Here is a 16108-nt window from a genome sequence, read left to right as displayed (position 1 = left end):
CTTAGGAGATGGTTTTATGTCAATTAAAGAGGTTGTAAATGGGGACCGGAAATCTACTTATATCATTGCTGAAATTGGGGTTAATCATAACGGATCTAAAAAAATGGCTTTCGATTTGATAGATCAAGCTATAGCATCTGGTGCAGATGCGGTTAAGTTTCAAACTTTCATTAGTGAAAAATTAGTTACTTCAAAGGCGAAAAAAGCCGAATATCAAAAAAAAACGACTTTACCTGATGAAAGTCAATTAGATATGCTAAAGAAACTTGAGCTATCTTTTGAGGACTTTGCAGATTTAAAAAGGTATTGTGCCAAAAAAAAAGTTGATTTTTTATCTACCCCATTTGATGAGGAAAGTGCGGATTTTCTTTATTCAATAGGTGTGGATGGCTTTAAAATCGGATCTGGTGATATGAATAATATCCCCTTCATTAAAAAAATAGATAGATATCACCTTCCCATAATTCTATCCACTGGTATGTCTGATTTAGATGAAGTTGGATATAGTTTACAAAATATTCAATTTAGTCCCTTGGCATTACTCCATTGTACTTCTGAGTATCCCGCTCCACTGGAAGAAGTCAATTTATTAGCGATGAAAACAATGGAGTCAAGTTTTAAAAAAATCGTAGGATTTTCGGATCACACTAAAGGTAAAGAGGCGGCTTTAACAGCGGTTGCATTGGGAGCTAAAATTATTGAGAAGCATTTTACATTAGACAGAAATTTAGAGGGGCCTGATCATAAAGCCTCTATGGAGCCTAAAGATTTTCTGCAGTTAGTAAAATCTATTCGAGAGGTAGAACAAATATTAGGTGATGGTATAAAAAGAATAATGCCTTCTGAAAGAAATACGAAAAGTGTTGCTAGAAAAAGTATTGTTTCATCAAAAAAATTGAGTATTGGCGACGTTATTCGCGAGTCTGACTTAATGACTAAAAGACCTGGAACTGGTTTAGAACCCAAACATTTTTATGATTTAATTGGGAAAGTGGTCATAAGAGAAGTAGCGGCCGAACAAATGATATCGTGGGATGATGTGAGATGAAAAAAGTAATGGTTGTTACCGGCACTAGAGCTGATTACGGAATTTATTTCCCAATTCTAAAAAAAATAGAAGAAGACTCTGACCTCGAACTTCAAATACTAGTTACAGGCATGCATTTGACCCCTAAATATGGAAATACTGTGAAATATATAGAGGCGGATGGGTTTCAGATTGCTGCCAAAGTCACTGCAGCAGTTGAAGCAAGCCGTGGAGGTATGGCTAGAGGCATAGGTGAGGGAATCATTGGTATGACTGAGGCGTTTGAAAGTCTCAAACCGGACTGTGTTATTGTACTTGGAGATCGTGGTGAAATGTTAGCGGCTACGATCTCTTCTGTCTATCTAAATATCCCTACTTTGCACTTACATGGAGGGGAAGTATCGGGGTCTATAGATGAATCTGTGAGACACGCTATTAGTAAACTTGCTCACCTTCATTTAACAGCAACGACTGCAAGTAAAGAACGACTAATAAAAATGGGCGAAGATCCATGGAGAGTTTATGTGGTTGGTGCACCAAGAATCGAAGCTATAGAATCAGCCGTATTACCAGATATTCAATCTGTAAAAAGGAAATATCACCTAGATTTTGCAGGTATTTATGGTTTATTTATTTACCACCCCGTTACGACAGATAACCAGAGCATAGAGAAAGAACTTGAGTGTATATTTAAAGCTGTGAGTGAGGAAAAAATACCCTATGTTTGTGTTATGCCCAACTCTGATGCTGGCTCTGAAGAAATAATTAACTTTTACAATAATTTAAGTGAGAAGGATGGATTTTATAAAATCGTCACTTTTGAGCAATATGATTATTTATCCATTTTGAAGCATGCTTACATATTAGTGGGTAATTCATCTTCAGGAATTATTGAAGCTGCTTCATTTAAGGTTCCTGTTATTAATATTGGTTCGAGACAATATAGAAGAGAACGTTCACAGAATACAATCGATGTCTCAGTTGATTATAATCAGATAAGGTCAGCCTTTTCAATTGTTAAAAGCACTGATTTTAAAGAACGCCTTAAAAGAGTGAAAAATGTATATTATAAAAAAAATACTAGCCAGTCAGTTGTTGAAATCATTCATAGATTGAATGATTATGGAGATGAGTTGACGCAAAAGACAATTTCATATTAAGTAGGTGGTCTATATTGGATTACATTCTTATTGGAGCGGGAGGCCATTCTAAGGTTGTAATAGATATTCTTAAAAGTCAGAATGAAGAAGTAGTAGGAATTGTCGATGATGACCCAAAGCGAAACTCTGTTTCAAATACTCCTATATTAGGAACCACTGAGATAATTCCCGATCTAATTAACTCATTTGCTAATGCTTACTATATAGTATGTGTTGGGGACAACCGAACAAGAGGCGATATAGTAAAGAGATTAGAACCACTTGATTTGAAGTATGGGATAGCTGTTCATCCTACGGCTATACTAGGTTCGAATGTCGTTATAAAGGCTGGGAGTGTTGTTATGCCTAATGTTGTTGTAAATGTCGATACATTTATTGGCGAGCATACTATTTTAAATACGGCCTGTACTATTGATCATGAATGCAAAGTAGGGCAGTTTGTTCATATCTCCCCGGGCGTAAATTTAGCAGGAAATGTTCAAGTAGGTTCTTTTTCTCATATTGGTATAGGTGCAAGTGTTATCCAAGGACTGACGATAGGAAGTAATAGTACAATAGGGGCGGGTTCCTGTGTAGTGAATGATATTGAAGATAATATTGTTGCTATAGGTTGCCCAGCCAAAAAGATAAGATCTAAATAAATGGATCAAATTTATATAGTAGGTGATCATATGTCAGATTTTAAACGAATTTACTTGGCCTCCCCACATATGAGTGGTAGAGAGCAGAAATATATCAAAAAAGCTTTTGATGATAATTGGATTGCTCCTCTTGGAGAAAATGTAGATGAATTTGAACGTGAAATAGCAAATTATGTAGGCTCAAAAGGTGCCCTTGCTCTTAGCTCAGGCACAGCAGCAATACACCTTGCTCTTATTTTATTGAATGTAGGAAAAGATGATATAGTTTTTTGTTCCTCTCTTACTTTTATAGCAAGTGCGAATCCTATTTTGTATCAAGGAGCTATTCCTGTATTTATTGATTCTGAACCGGGTACGTGGAACATGTCTCCGACTGCTCTGAAAGAAGCATTAGATACATATGCAGCTAAGAATAAACTTCCTAAAGCACTAGTAGTAGTAAACTTATATGGACAAAGTGCTGATTACAATAAGATCAAGGATATATGTGATTCTTATAATGTTCCGATAATTGAAGATGCTGCAGAATCTTTAGGAGCATCTTATCAGGGGGTAAAGACCGGTACTTTCGGAAAATTTGGGACATTTTCATTTAATGGAAATAAAATCATTACAACTTCAGGAGGAGGAATGCTTGTTTCTGATGATACTGAATTAATAGAAAAGGCCAGATTCTATTCTACACAAGCTAGGGATAAAGCGATACATTATCAACATAGTGAGATAGGGTACAATTATCGTTTGAGTAATGTTCTTGCCGGAATTGGGAGAGGACAGTTAGAAGTATTAGATAAGCGAATTCATAAAAAACGTGAAATTTTCGAAAAGTATGTTGAGCATCTTAAACGTATATCATGCATTCAGTTTATGCCAGAAGCTCAAGATTGTATGTCTACTCGCTGGCTTACAGTAATGACAATTGACCCAGAATTAACAGATAAAAAACCATATGATTTAATACATTACTTGCAACAATATAATATTGAAACCAGACCTGTTTGGAAACCACTCCATATGCAACCGTTATTTATTGAAAATGATTTCTTTAAACATAATGAAATGGATATCAGCCAATTCCTTTTCAATCATGGAATATGTTTGCCATCTGGGACAAATATGAGTGAGGAAGACCAAGGTTTTGTCATAGATAGAATACGGGCATTCTTTTGTTAAACCATTATCATTGGCTCAGAGGAAGTGTTAAACTGTGATAAATAATAAAAGAGTTATAGCAGTAATTCCTGCACGAGGGGGAAGTAAGTCAGTACCCTACAAAAATATAAAGCTCTTGGCTGGAAAGCCACTGATAAGTTGGGCAATTGAAGCCGCTAGAAAGACTCCTGAAATTGATCGTATTATTGTATCAACTGATGACGATAAAATTGCAGAGGTAGCGATTCATTATGGCGCTGAAGTAATCCTAAGACCAGAAGAGCTAGCAAGGGATGACTCTCTAGTTATAGACACAATTAGAGATTTAATTATGAAGTTAAGAGCCAGTGGAGAAGAAGCTGAATACATGGTTCTGCTAGAACCTACCTGTCCTTTAAGAAATAGTTCTGACATATCAGAGTGTTTAAAAATACTTGAGGATAAAAAATATGATTCTGTAGCAACATTTAAAGAAGCAGAATTAAATCCACACAGGGCCTGGAAAATTAATGGAAATAACCCGGAGACATTTATTACTGGGGTAGTTCCATGGCTTCCTCGTCAAAAACTTCCGAAAGCCTATCAATTAAATGGAGCCGTATATTCTTTCAGAATCAATGGACTAAAGGAGGATGATATAAGCTTACTGTTTGGTAAAGAAGGGGCAGTACTTATGCCTAAAGAAAGATCTATTGATATTGATGATGAGTTGGACTTCTTGTTAGTTGAGACATTAATTGAAAGGATGAGTGAATGTGAATAGTTTATCTGAATTATTTTCATTAAAAAATAAAGTTGCCCTAATAACAGGTGGGGCTGGCTATCTAGGTTCGGAAATCAGTTATACTTTAGCTGAGTTAGGTGCTGATATTATTATTGCCAGCCGAAATTATGAAAGTTGTAAACAAAAATGTGAAGAAATAGAGATGCATTTTGACCATTCCATTCGAGCTACAGCAATGCAACTTGATTTACTTAATAAAGAAGATCTAAAAGAGTGTTTTGCAAAAATAGAGGAAAACTATGGCGGACTGGATATTTTGGTCAATAATTCCTGGTCAGGAAATAAAAATTCTTTTGAGTCTATCTCTGATGAGGACTGGGAGTATGACATTGAAATGAGCTTGAATTCAGTATTTAGATGTGTAAAAGCTGCTGTTCCTGGGTTGCAAAAAAAGAAAGGGGTAATTTTGAATATTACATCCATGTACGGTCATGTTGCACCGGATTATAGAATTTATGATGGAATTCAATTTACAAACCCCCCAAGTTATGGTGCTGCAAAAGCAGGAGTCATTCAATTTACAAAATACCTAGCTAGTTTTCTTGCTCCGTATGAAATCCGTGTTAATTGCTTAAGTCCTGGACCTTTCCCACATCCCCAGACTCAATTGAACACTGAATTTATGGAGAAATTGGGCTCCAAAAATCCTTTAAATCGTATTGGACAACCTCATGAGATAAAGGGAGCAGTAGCATTGCTCTGTTCTAATGCTTCCAGTTATATGACAGGTCAAAACATTTGCGTTGATGGTGGATGGGCTATATGGTAAAAAAGATTGGAATAATTGGCATTAGTGAAGGTAATGGGCATCCGTTTTCTTTTTCATCAATTGTTAATGGATATAGTGACTCAGATTTAAAGCAAACAGGTTGGAAAGTAATCTATGATTATGTCTCAAGAAGGGATCCTTCGGAATTTGGATTTGCTGGTTATCAAATTTCACATGCCTGGACTCAGAACAAAGAAGAAACTGATTTATTATGTAAGGCTTGCCTTATACCGAACACAGTGGATCATTTTGAGGAAATGATCGGTCAAGTTGATGGAGTTATTATTGCTCGAGATGACTATGAAACACATTATGAAATTGCAAAAGTATTTTTGGAAAGTGGTATACCTGTCTTTATAGATAAACCCCTAACACTAAATATAAATGAATTACGTTATTTTAAACCTTTCCTGGAAAGCGGAAAACTTATGTCTTGTTCAGGAATGAGGTATGCTAAGGAAGTAGATCAACTTCGTCAAGATATGAAAGAAGCCAGGTTTGGAGAAATAAAATTGGTTAGGGGGACCGTTATTAACTCTTGGGAGAAATACGGGATTCATTTAGTTGATGCAGTTTTAAACCTCTCTCCTTTTGTTCCAGAGTCTGTTCTTTGCATAGGTTCGAAGGAAGATTTAATAAACATTACTATGACTGATGGTACACTTGTACAAATTGATGCCCTAGGTAATATTCCATTGGCTTTTCATATTGATATTTATGGCTCAAAAAAAATCGCTAAAGTTGAAATTAACGACAATTTTTCTATGTTTAGAAGAACCATATGGCACTTTTTTAACTCGATAGATTCTAAAACACCAGCTATCCCTGTAGAGACAACGATAAATGCTATGCGTATATTAATAGCTGGTCAGATATCAAAAAAAGAAAAAAGAAGGGTTTCTATCAATGAAATTTCAATATGAGAAATTATTTAGTTTAAAAGGTAAAGTGGCTGTTGTTACTGGTGGGGCAGGGCTTCTTGGACAGAACTTCTGTAGGGGGCTTGCTGAATTTGGTGCTAATGTAGTTATAGTTGATATAAATAGTAATTTAGTGTCTGGTTTAGCTGAGGAATTAACAACTGAATACGGTGTAAAGTGTATTGGAATTGAATGTGACATAACCAATATTGAATCTATTAGAAGAATGGTAACTGAGACTGTAAAGACATTTGGAACAATTAACATACTATTGAATAACGCCGCCAGTAAAGCAGATGATCTGGAAGCGTTTTTTGCTCCAATCGAAGATTACTCACTTGATGAGTGGAGAAAAATCATGGCAGTCAACATAGACGGTATGTTCTTAGTTGCTCAAGCGGTTGGTAAGCAAATGCTAACTCAAGGTGAGGGCGGTTCAATTATCCAGACATCTTCAATTTATGGAGTTGTTGGCCCGGACAATAGGATTTACGAAGGCTCTTACTATTTAGGTAGAGAAATAAATACACCTCCGGTGTATTCAGCTTCCAAATCAGCCGTAATAGGATTAACAAGATATTTGGCCACTATGTGGGCAGAGAAAGGTATCAGAGTAAATAGTATAACGCCAGGTGGTGTAGAAAGCGGACAAAACCAAGAGTTTAAAATGAAATATTCAAACCGTATTCCATTAAGACGAATGGCCAAACCAGAAGAAATGGTTGGAGCTATCTTATATTTATCTTCTGATGCATCCAGTTATGTTACGGGACAAAACTTAATAATTGATGGCGGACTAACTGCGTGGTGATATAAAACTAAAGACGAGTGGTATAGTCAGAAATGTGAGGCGTGGTTACAAGGGTCACACTCTTATTTGATAATGCAGGGAATATTAGTGCATGCAAGGTAAAGTAAAATGGTTTAACGCAGAAAAAGGCTACGGTTTCATCGAAACTGAAGAAGGCGGCGACGTATTCGTACATTTCTCCGCAATCCAATCCGAAGGCTTCAAAACTTTGGAAGAAGGTCTATCCCTCGAATTTGAAATCGTCGAAGGCGCACGTGAACCGCAAGCCGCTAACGTAATCAAATTATAATCATCCGGCATAGCCGATCTACATAACAAGGTACGATGGTTAACAATTAAAGATTCGCTAGCAAATACCCTGGGGAAGCCCGGGGTTTTATTTTTTCTGGGATTTCTAGCTACCTGGCGATACGTTAATACCTGAGAGATGTCACAGTGTTTAGTCGACATAGTGTATAGGAGATACTATGTGGGCGTCGAACAATTCGCCCTCCTCGAAATCCTAAAGCAGAATTGAAAATAGTCGGGGGAAGGCAGCGAAATTTTTGTGAAATGCATAGGTTATACCATATTTTAGATTGACAAATATTCCCGAATAGGTTTAACATTTAAATGTTGAGAAATGTTTCCAGATTAAGGTACACTAATGTCGAGGTTTCTGAAAAGTGTCCACGACGACTGTATTTGAATATCAAGAGAAGATTAGAAGACTGGCGGTGAAAATCGTCAAACACTACCGGGGAAAAGGACCGGAAAACGTAAAGGTTAACTTGGAAGATGAAGGGAATATCACTGTCCAGATCAAAGGGTTTTTATCCAATCTATCCGAAATTTTAGTGAAAGAAGGTGCCGTTGACCTTGTCACGCAATACTGGGAAGTCTTGCAGCCTTATTTAGAACGTGAGTTTATGCAGGAAGCTATGGATATGATTGGAAGTCCCTTTACTTATGCCTGGACAATCAGAGATGATCTGCAAGGAGAATGGACGATTGTGATTGAAAAATAAAGCGGTTCGATTAAAGAGAAAGAAGCTATGGTTTCTTCGCTGTTTAATAAGCCAATACATTTAGCGAGAAAGTGCGCTATTGTATTGGCTTTTTCTGTTTACCGGGAATGGTGCTTTACTGCGTTCATCTATATCTCTATGAGTATATCTGTGAAAAAAAGCTCAATGCTAGAGGTGTCGGTGATGTCAAAGGGTTTTTATCCAATCTATCCGAAATTTTAGTGAAAGAAGGTGCCATTGACCTCGTCACGCAATACTGAGAAGTCTTGCGGCCTTATTTGGAGCGTGAGTTTATGCAGGAAGCTATGGATATGATTGGAAGTTCCTTTACTTATGCCTGGACAATCAGAGATGATCTGCAAGGAGAATGGACGATTGTGATTGAAAAATAAAGCGGTTTGATTAAAGAGAAAGAGGCTATGGTTTCTTCGCTGTTTAATAAGCCAATACATTTAGCGAGAAAGTGCGCTATTGTATTGGCTTTTTTCTGTTTACCGGGAATGGTGCTTTACTGCGTTCATCTATATCTCTATGAGTATATCTGTGAAAAAAAACTCAATGCTAGAGGTGTCGGTGATGTCAAAGGGATCGATAGTTTTGAACGACGATGGGATCGAACTCGCCTTGATGATCTTTCAAATACAATTAACTAAGGATGTAAAAAAATGAATGAAAATTTGGCAATTATGTATCACTATATACAGATAAAAGGTAAAAAAGGCATTGTTCCACTAGAACCTGAAGACTTCATGAAGCAACTGGAATGGGTGACTAAGAATTATGAGGTGGTTGAGCCTGACAGACTGCTCAAGGGTATCCCTGGGAAAAAGCCCTTTTGCATATTAACTTTTGATGATGCGATAAAGGATCAATACGAGGTAGCTTTTAATATTTTAAAACAAAAGGGACTCCCTGGTTACTTTACTGTCTTATCAAGTCCGTTAACCCATAGAGTAATTCCAGTGGTTCATCTTGTACATGCTGTACTTTCTTACTTTTCAGACGAGGAGATTTGGAATGAATTAAGCAAAGAGTATGTATTGGATCATATACCCAGTTCTATTGGTGATACCTATGCTTATGAAAATGATTTATTTCGTCGATATAATAAGTACGCATTGAATTTTGTATTATCTGAAGAACTAAGCAGAAGATACCTCGAAAAAAAACTGAGTCAGGTGTTCACGGAAATAGATAAATTTATAGAACAGTATTATATTTCCCTCGACGAGTGGCGGAAAATTAAAGAGGCAGGAATGACGATTGGGATCCATGCTGTTAACCACAAAGGATTTAGTGGAGATGCCCAGTGCTTTTTTGATGAAGAGATAGCCCCGTGCCGAGAGTTTATCCGTAACGAAATTGGCATTGACCCCAAATGGTATACCCCTGCATATGGTGGGGGAATGGCCTATGAAAAAATGATGCATGATTTGGAGCCTATTTTAAGAAGGGAAGGGCTACTAGGAGGGTTTACTACCCAGCATGGTTTAATAATGCAAGGGCAAAGCGGGTTTTGGTTTAATAGGGTTGATTGTGCAAAGTTGACTCCGATAAATGTAATAAGTTGAATGTCTGATCACCTTGATGCTATAGATCACAAATTTGAATTTTGAACGGATTGAAAGGAATTCATGCATAATGATAACTGAAGAGAATAAAAGAGAGATGGAATTGTGGAAAAAGGACAGGAAAAATTTTGACCTGCAATGGCCAGATGAAAATGTTGTGAGATATCTTAATAAAAATTTCAAAACGGGCGACAATAAGGTGATTGTTGATTTTGCTTGTGGAAGTGGAAGAAATACAATTGTAATGGCAAAAATGGGATTTGATATTTATGCAGTTGATTATAATATGGATTGTTTATTACTAACAAAAGAAAAAATTGATAAATTGCAGTATTCGAAGATTCAATATATTCAAAATGAGCGAACGGATATACCATTGTCACCCGAGTCTAGTGACTGTCTGGTTGCATGGGGGGCATTGTTCTATGTAAATGGTAAAGAGAGAACAGAATTATTTAAGGAGATTTATAGAGTCCTGAAACCGGGGGGGTTATTTCTAGCTGATTATAGAACAAAAGAGGATTCACACTATGGAAGAGGAAGAGAAATAGAGAAGGACTTATTTGTATTAAATGATTCCGTAGGAAATCTTAAAGGGATAAACTATTGGTTCTGTGGAGAATCTGAAATTAGAGAACTGTATGCGAACAACAACTTTGAAATACTTAATATTGAGAAAAGAGAAATGTATGTTGACAATATGGCTGTTAAGAATTCACATTGGCAAATATGGGCAAGGAAGTTGTGAGGTGTATAAATAATGAATTATAAGGATATGGGGAAATATGATGCAGTAAGACATTTATATGAAAAAAGCTATGAATTTAGATTTTGCAAAATCAATGAAATCGATAAAGTAGAAAAATTTATTGACAATTATTGGCAAAAAGGTCATATCTTCACGAAATCCAAGGAACTACTGGATTGGCAACATCTTGACGTTGAAAATGAAAGGTATAATTTTGTGTTAGCAATTCATAAAAAAACAGGAGAAATTCATGCCTTAGTAGGTTTTATTATGTCGAATCTTTATGATAGAGAGATTGCTAAACCTATTCGCTGGGGGGCAATATGGAAAATCAGAGAGGACGTTGGGGCAAAGGGCCTGGGAATTGCAGTGAAATGGTTTTTTGAACAGAACGCTTCCGCACCATATATTGGGGGGGTCGGGCTGTCCAACGATTCCAAAAGGATTAACAAGAAACTTGGGGAAAAGATAGGGGTATTGAACCATTTTTATATTCTGAATGCGAATAGAACCCATTATAAATTGATTGAGAATTGTGAAAATGTTTTTTTCCCACAAGTCTCGTCGAGACAATCAAAATACTTTGCAGAAGTATTAAAGGATAAATTTGAACGGTTCGAAGACTATTATCAATGGATTCCTCCCTTTAAATCTCCTAAGTATTATGTAAACCGGTATTTTAATCACCCAATATACGAATACCATTTTACAGAAATAAGAACTGTAGACGAAGGCGGAATTGCTTGTTTTGTTTGGAGAAAAGCTGAGCACGAGGGGAATTCCTGTATATTTATTGTGGATTACATAGGAAATGGGAAAGAAATGTTAGGCTGTTATGGTGAATTTCAACAATTACTGATTTCAAACAATGCAGAATATATTAGCTTTTATAACTATGGATTTAAAGAGGAGTATTTTTATAATGCAGGATTTAGAAATGTAAAAGATTCTAATATTATTGTACCAATGTATTTTGAACCTTTTGTAAAGAAAAATGTAGAGCTTGATTATCATTATTATGCAAACGATAATGAGGATAATTGTGAGATCTTATTTAAAGGTGATGCAGATCAAGATAGGCCAAATCAAATATAGGAGAGGTTTGGTTATGAGTAAAAATGTAGTTGATTTGCTAAGCGAAAGTGCTGATAGGGTTCCAGAGAAACTTGCGCTATGTGATAATATCAAGGCAATTTCATATAGAGAACTGAAATGTCTGGCCGAGAACATTGGAACAAAATTAGCAGAGAGTAAAAGCATAAGGAAACCAGTGATAGTTTTTTGTGATAGGGAAGTTGAAAGCGTAGTTAGTTTTTGGGGGGTTGTTCATTCAGGTAATTTTTATGTTCCGATTGATATATCTACACCGGCATCAAGGATAAAGTTATATCTGGAAATTATTAAGCCTTTGGCGATTATCATCAGGAAAAAACAAGTCTCAAAATTACTTGAAGTAGAAATACCTGACAGTATTAACTTATACATATACGACGAAATTATTAATACTACAAGAGATGAGCAGATCCTTAGACGAATTTATAATGAGATAACAATGGAAGATCCTTTGTATTTGGTATTTACTTCGGGATCTACAGGGACACCTAAAGGTGTCTTAAAAACACATCGCTCTCTGGTAAGCTTCATTGAAGAATTTATCCCTTTATTTGGTTTTGAGGGTACTGATGTATTTGGTAATCAGGCTTCGTTTGATTTTGATATATCTGCCAAAGATATTTATACTAGCGTGAGTATAGGAGCTACATTGCACATTATTCCCTCAATTTGCTTTACAATACCAAAAAAATTGGCGGATTTCTTGTATGAAAGAAATATTAATACGCTCATTTGGTCTGTTGCTGCGATGAACCATGTAGTAAATGCAAGAGTGTTTGAGTGTGGAATGCCGCATTCCATAAAAAGGGTTATGTTTTCAGGAGAAACATTATCTGTAAAAGTACTAAACGAATGGAGAAGAAATATTCCTTCTGCAATGTATGTAAACCTCTATGCTCCTAGTGAAGTTACAGGAAATTGCCTTTATTTTATTATAGATCGTTTTTTTGTTAGCGAAGAGCAACTGCCGTTAGGGCTGCACTTCCCGAATATGAAAGTCTTGGTTTTAAATGAAAATCAAGAAGAAGTACAAGATGGGGAATTGGGTGAAATTTATATTGGGGGAGAGTTTTTGTCTTCAGGGTACTATAATAATATGGAGTTGACAAGGAAAGTCTTTGTGCAAAATCCCATTAATAGTAGCTATCCGGAGATAGTATATAGAACAGGGGATTTAGCCAAAATTTCCAATGGGCAGTTATTCTTCAGTTCAAGAAAAGATTATCAAATAAAGCACATGGGACATCGAATTGAACTTGGAGAAATAGAAAGTATTGTAAACGAGATGGTAGCTGTTAAAAATAGTTGTTGTTTTTTAGATCAAAAAGAGCAACAACTCATTTTGGTGACTTCTGGTGACAATTTAGACATTGACAGAATAAAAGAAAATCTAAGAACGAGGTTACCAAAGTACATGCTGCCACATAAAATTATTGAGCTAGAGAAATTCCCATTGAATGCAAGAGGAAAGGTAGATCGTATAAAAATAAAGGAAATATATGAACGGAGCAGATATAAGTGAGAAACAAAATTATCGAATTATTGAAGGATATAAGATCTGATGTGAATTTTGAAAAAGAGAAGGCGCTGGTTTCACACGGAATACTGGATTCGTTTGATATTATTTCTATAGTAGCAAAGTTAGGGGAAGAATTCGAACTTGATATCCCTGTGGAAGAAATTAATGAAGACAATTTTGACAGTGTTGAAGTATTAGAAAGAATGATAACGAAGCTGAAGTCAAATTAACTGGCCGAGTCAACTAACACTTATAGATAGTCATCAGAAGTATGAAATCAGGATGTTAATCGATATGGCAGAGCGATTCGTGGGACAGGTGGAGCCGGTCCTCCCCGCTACTCGCGAACATCCAAAGGGCAGGGATTAATTCGACAAATAATTACAAATTCCTTACAATAAAACCTTTTCCTTGGCAATTGACACTGAATGAGTTCGGGTGGTATAGTCAGAAATGTGGTACTTGGTAACAAGGGTCACACTCTTATTTGATAACGAAGGGAATGTTAGTGCATGCAAGGTAAAGTAAAATGGTTCAACGCAGAAAAAGGCTACGGTTTCATCGAAACTGAAGAAGGCGGCGACGTATTCGTTCACTTCTCCGCAATCCAATCCGAAGGCTTCAAAACTTTGGAAGAAGGTCAATCCGTCGAATTCGAAATCGTTGAAGGCGCACGTGGACCGCAAGCCGCTAACGTAATCAAATTATAATCATCCGGCATAGCCGACCTACATAGCACGGTACGATGGTTAACAATTAAAGATTCGCTAGCAAATACCCTGGGGAAACCCGGGGTTTTATTTTTTAGAATTTCTAACGAACCTGAGCAACGCTATTTGAGGGAAAAAGGGAAGTTTTTGAATCTAAAGAACTCATATAGCGCTATTTCACGGGTTTACCTGCCTTTTACGTATTTTTGCAGCAAATAAGAATGTGTGGATTCGTTAGTGCACATTTATTAAAGTATCGCTTTCAGGTCGGGCCCTGGATGGTCCGTGATAAAGTTCTGAAGAGGTGAATTCGTTGCCTAAATTACATAAGTTTCACAAGCTGTACCGCTGGATCCCGGCAATTGCGCTCATGCTGGTCATTTTCATCCTTTCCTCCCAATCCTACGAGCAGCAGGATCTAAGGCCTGACATTCAGTCGAGTATTTCGGAGCAATCTGTCGCAGACCGCTTTGGCGGAATTTCGTTTCAGTATGCCGGACATGAGATAAGCATCGAGAGCTTGGGAGTTGCGGGATTTATCGAGTTTTTTATTCGGAAGGGCGCGCATTTTTTTAGCTACGGGTTGCTCGCAATTCTTGTGATGTTTGCACTGTATCCGCAAAGAAGGCTCCGTCGCTTCCTATTGGCCGTTATGATTTCATTCCTTTATGCTTGCTCGGATGAGCTGCACCAGATGTTCACGCCGAATCGTACGGCGAAGTTTCAAGATGTGATGCTGGATACGGCCGGGGCGATCTTCGGCGCGATTATTATGGTTTTGCTGATCACCTGGAGGCAGAAGCGGATAGGGCAGCGTCAGTAGGGTTCGTATAAGTGACTGAAAGCACATGAGTTACTTGAGCAGTACAGACGCCCGCTCGGTCTGATCGATAAACCTTTTATGAAAATTGTCCGAATTTTTTGCATAAACCGCTTTTCCGATGGCATGATTATAACTTGTCACACAGCACCCGGCACCCCGCAATCGTATGATACGTCTTGGAGGTGCTAGATAGAATGATTATTTGGAGAGAAGCTTTATCCGTTGGCGTAGATCTGATTGACACAGAGCATCAGGAACTGATCCGCAAACTGAATGATTTCATGGAGGCCTGCACGAAGCAAAGTGGTAAGGACAAAATTTTAGAGACACTGTCTTTTTTGAAAAGCTACACGGTGGAGCACTTTAGCGATGAAGAGAGTCTCATGCAGGAAGTGGAATATCCCGACTATCCCGTTCACAAGCAAATCCATGACGGATTTGTGAACAAGGTGGAGGAGCTCGAGCGCTCCGTGCTGGAGAAAGGGCCGTCTGTCCTGTCCACGATTAAGCTGAACCGCTTGCTTGTAGACTGGCTGATCAACCATATTACCAAGACGGATGTGCATATTGGCGAGTATATCAAAAACCGGGAGGCCGCTTCTTAAAGTGGAGGATTGCCCGGGATTCGAAAAGGCTTACAATAAAGTAACTCTTTTTACATTGGGTTAACATCTGTGGTATAATGAAGGTGCAAAGCAAAGGAGGAGTGCCCTATGAATTTTAGCATTCGTGGACAGCAAATTGAAGTGACTGAGGCCTTGAAAGACTATGTCGACAAGAAGCTCAGCCGGCTAGACAAGTACTTTGATGCACCCCCCACCTCAGATGGTACTGTAACGTTAAGTGTCGTAAGAGGTTTGCACGCGGTAGAGGTTACGATTCCTCTAATCGGCGTAGTGCTTCGTGCGGAGGACCGGAGCGATGACATGTACGCATCGATCGATGCGGTCGTGGACAAGCTCGAGCGTCAAATTCGCAAGCACAAAACGAAGATCAATCGCAAGTTCCGTCAGAAAGGCGTCAAGAGCAGCCTGTTTGTTGAAGGTGCGACTGCAGGGAATGTTGCCTTGGAAGAAGGCGACGATGAACTCGAAGTGGTTCGTACGAAACGCTTCACTCTGAAGCCAATGGATGTGGAAGAAGCTATTTTGCAGATGAATATGGTTGGTCATAATTTCTTCGTCTTCTCCAACATCGATACCCGGGAAGTGAACGTTGTCTATAAACGCAACGACGGCAAATATGGATTGATCGAGCAGGATTAACACCCGTTACATCGGATCCATTCATGACGATTGTATGAATCAGGTGGTAATTCTTGCAATTGAATGCAAACGAAACGAGCCCTTATCC

20 protein-coding genes are annotated in these 16108 nt (G+C 37.7%); all 20 read left to right on the top strand.

The features are described from left to right. Window positions 1-16 precede the first annotated feature (16 nt). The 20 genes from neuB (at window position 17) to hpf (ending at window position 16020) form a co-directional block, all read left to right on the top strand. Window positions 17-1048: an N-acetylneuraminate synthase gene (gene neuB, locus ACFQ3W_RS21545; RefSeq protein ID WP_379321303.1), complete on the top strand. Its 1032-nt coding sequence runs from the start codon at window positions 17-19 to the stop codon at window positions 1046-1048. Beyond that, window positions 1045-2187 (top strand): UDP-N-acetylglucosamine 2-epimerase, encoded by a 1143-nt coding sequence (gene neuC / locus ACFQ3W_RS21540; RefSeq protein WP_379321302.1) that lies wholly within the window; start codon window positions 1045-1047, stop codon window positions 2185-2187. The genes neuB and neuC overlap by 4 nt, the downstream gene beginning before the upstream one ends. A gap of 14 nt (window positions 2188-2201) precedes the next feature. Beyond that, on the top strand, window positions 2202-2828 hold the full coding sequence (locus ACFQ3W_RS21535) for an acetyltransferase (RefSeq protein WP_379321301.1): 627 nt from the start codon (window positions 2202-2204) through the stop codon (window positions 2826-2828). 30 nt (window positions 2829-2858) lie between these two features. After that, the gene (locus tag ACFQ3W_RS21530; protein ID WP_379321300.1) at window positions 2859-4001 is read left to right on the top strand and encodes a DegT/DnrJ/EryC1/StrS family aminotransferase; all 1143 of its coding nucleotides are present in this window, start codon (window positions 2859-2861) and stop codon (window positions 3999-4001) included. Window positions 4002-4035: 34 nt separating this feature from the next. Next, a complete protein-coding gene (locus ACFQ3W_RS21525; protein ID WP_379321299.1) occupies window positions 4036-4743 on the top strand; it encodes an acylneuraminate cytidylyltransferase family protein in 708 nt (235 codons plus the stop codon). Continuing rightward, on the top strand, window positions 4736-5533 hold the full coding sequence (locus ACFQ3W_RS21520; RefSeq protein ID WP_379321298.1) for an SDR family oxidoreductase: 798 nt from the start codon (window positions 4736-4738) through the stop codon (window positions 5531-5533). The genes ACFQ3W_RS21525 and ACFQ3W_RS21520 overlap by 8 nt, the downstream gene beginning before the upstream one ends. Next, on the top strand, window positions 5527-6456 hold the full coding sequence (locus tag ACFQ3W_RS21515; RefSeq protein WP_379321297.1) for a Gfo/Idh/MocA family protein: 930 nt from the start codon (window positions 5527-5529) through the stop codon (window positions 6454-6456). Before ACFQ3W_RS21520 ends, ACFQ3W_RS21515 begins: the two co-directional genes overlap by 7 nt. Further along, the gene (locus ACFQ3W_RS21510; protein WP_379321296.1) at window positions 6440-7264 is read left to right on the top strand and encodes an SDR family oxidoreductase; all 825 of its coding nucleotides are present in this window, start codon (window positions 6440-6442) and stop codon (window positions 7262-7264) included. Before ACFQ3W_RS21515 ends, ACFQ3W_RS21510 begins: the two co-directional genes overlap by 17 nt. Window positions 7265-7355: 91 nt before the next feature. Next, window positions 7356-7553: a cold shock domain-containing protein gene (locus ACFQ3W_RS21505; RefSeq protein WP_379321295.1), complete on the top strand. Its 198-nt coding sequence runs from the start codon at window positions 7356-7358 to the stop codon at window positions 7551-7553. Window positions 7554-7929: 376 nt separating this feature from the next. After that, the gene (locus tag ACFQ3W_RS21500; protein ID WP_379321294.1) at window positions 7930-8271 is read left to right on the top strand and encodes a Na-translocating system protein MpsC family protein; all 342 of its coding nucleotides are present in this window, start codon (window positions 7930-7932) and stop codon (window positions 8269-8271) included. 398 nt (window positions 8272-8669) lie between these two features. Further along, window positions 8670-8924, top strand: a complete 255-nt coding sequence (locus tag ACFQ3W_RS21495) for a hypothetical protein (RefSeq protein WP_379321293.1) — start codon at window positions 8670-8672, stop codon at window positions 8922-8924. A gap of 12 nt (window positions 8925-8936) precedes the next feature. Further along, window positions 8937-9842, top strand: a complete 906-nt coding sequence (locus ACFQ3W_RS21490) for a polysaccharide deacetylase family protein (protein ID WP_379321292.1) — start codon at window positions 8937-8939, stop codon at window positions 9840-9842. 70 nt (window positions 9843-9912) lie between these two features. Then, entirely contained in the window at window positions 9913-10590 is a 678-nt protein-coding gene (locus ACFQ3W_RS21485) for a class I SAM-dependent methyltransferase (protein ID WP_379321291.1), read from the top strand. A 12-nt stretch (window positions 10591-10602) separates the two neighbouring features. Then, on the top strand, window positions 10603-11685 hold the full coding sequence (locus ACFQ3W_RS21480; RefSeq protein WP_379321290.1) for a hypothetical protein: 1083 nt from the start codon (window positions 10603-10605) through the stop codon (window positions 11683-11685). 13 nt (window positions 11686-11698) lie between these two features. Beyond that, window positions 11699-13225 (top strand): AMP-binding protein, encoded by a 1527-nt coding sequence (locus ACFQ3W_RS21475; RefSeq protein ID WP_379321289.1) that lies wholly within the window; start codon window positions 11699-11701, stop codon window positions 13223-13225. Further along, window positions 13222-13452 carry a phosphopantetheine-binding protein gene (locus ACFQ3W_RS21470; protein WP_379321288.1) on the top strand — a complete coding sequence of 77 codons (231 nt, stop codon included), beginning with the start codon at window positions 13222-13224 and terminating at the stop codon, window positions 13450-13452. The genes ACFQ3W_RS21475 and ACFQ3W_RS21470 overlap by 4 nt, the downstream gene beginning before the upstream one ends. Window positions 13453-13734: 282 nt before the next feature. After that, window positions 13735-13932, top strand: coding sequence for a cold-shock protein (locus tag ACFQ3W_RS21465; protein WP_007132290.1), 198 nt, complete (start codon window positions 13735-13737; stop codon window positions 13930-13932). Window positions 13933-14245: 313 nt separating this feature from the next. Further along, window positions 14246-14755 (top strand): VanZ family protein, encoded by a 510-nt coding sequence (locus ACFQ3W_RS21460; protein ID WP_379321287.1) that lies wholly within the window; start codon window positions 14246-14248, stop codon window positions 14753-14755. 194 nt (window positions 14756-14949) lie between these two features. Further along, window positions 14950-15360, top strand: coding sequence for a bacteriohemerythrin (locus ACFQ3W_RS21455; RefSeq protein WP_379321286.1), 411 nt, complete (start codon window positions 14950-14952; stop codon window positions 15358-15360). Window positions 15361-15468: 108 nt separating this feature from the next. Then, window positions 15469-16020: a ribosome hibernation-promoting factor, HPF/YfiA family gene (gene hpf / locus ACFQ3W_RS21450; protein ID WP_379321285.1), complete on the top strand. Its 552-nt coding sequence runs from the start codon at window positions 15469-15471 to the stop codon at window positions 16018-16020. The last annotated feature ends 88 nt before the right edge of the window (window positions 16021-16108 follow it).

Origin of the sequence: Paenibacillus puldeungensis, assembly GCF_042678945.1 — a bacterium.
Taxonomy (GTDB): Bacteria; Bacillota; Bacilli; order Paenibacillales; family Paenibacillaceae; genus Fontibacillus; species Fontibacillus puldeungensis.
The sequence above is the reverse complement of the archived record's forward strand: the minus strand, read 5'-3'. Positions and strand labels throughout refer to the sequence as shown.

Bases quoted from the DNA above. Each gene is read 5' to 3' on its own strand.
- neuB (WP_379321303.1), top strand. From the start codon at position 17: ATGTCAATTAAAGAGGTTGTAAATGGGGACCGGAAATCTACTTATATC.
- neuC (WP_379321302.1), top strand. From the start codon at position 1,045: ATGAAAAAAGTAATGGTTGTTACCGGCACTAGAGCTGATTACGGAATT.
- ACFQ3W_RS21530 (WP_379321300.1), top strand. From the start codon at position 2,859: ATGTCAGATTTTAAACGAATTTACTTGGCCTCCCCACATATGAGTGGT.
- ACFQ3W_RS21515 (WP_379321297.1), top strand. From the start codon at position 5,527: ATGGTAAAAAAGATTGGAATAATTGGCATTAGTGAAGGTAATGGGCAT.
- ACFQ3W_RS21510 (WP_379321296.1), top strand. From the start codon at position 6,440: ATGAAATTTCAATATGAGAAATTATTTAGTTTAAAAGGTAAAGTGGCT.
- ACFQ3W_RS21505 (WP_379321295.1), top strand. From the start codon at position 7,356: ATGCAAGGTAAAGTAAAATGGTTTAACGCAGAAAAAGGCTACGGTTTC.
- ACFQ3W_RS21490 (WP_379321292.1), top strand. From the start codon at position 8,937: ATGAATGAAAATTTGGCAATTATGTATCACTATATACAGATAAAAGGT.
- ACFQ3W_RS21485 (WP_379321291.1), top strand. From the start codon at position 9,913: ATGATAACTGAAGAGAATAAAAGAGAGATGGAATTGTGGAAAAAGGAC.
- ACFQ3W_RS21480 (WP_379321290.1), top strand. From the start codon at position 10,603: ATGAATTATAAGGATATGGGGAAATATGATGCAGTAAGACATTTATAT.
- ACFQ3W_RS21475 (WP_379321289.1), top strand. From the start codon at position 11,699: ATGAGTAAAAATGTAGTTGATTTGCTAAGCGAAAGTGCTGATAGGGTT.
- ACFQ3W_RS21465 (WP_007132290.1), top strand. From the start codon at position 13,735: ATGCAAGGTAAAGTAAAATGGTTCAACGCAGAAAAAGGCTACGGTTTC.
- ACFQ3W_RS21455 (WP_379321286.1), top strand. From the start codon at position 14,950: ATGATTATTTGGAGAGAAGCTTTATCCGTTGGCGTAGATCTGATTGAC.
- hpf (WP_379321285.1), top strand. From the start codon at position 15,469: ATGAATTTTAGCATTCGTGGACAGCAAATTGAAGTGACTGAGGCCTTG.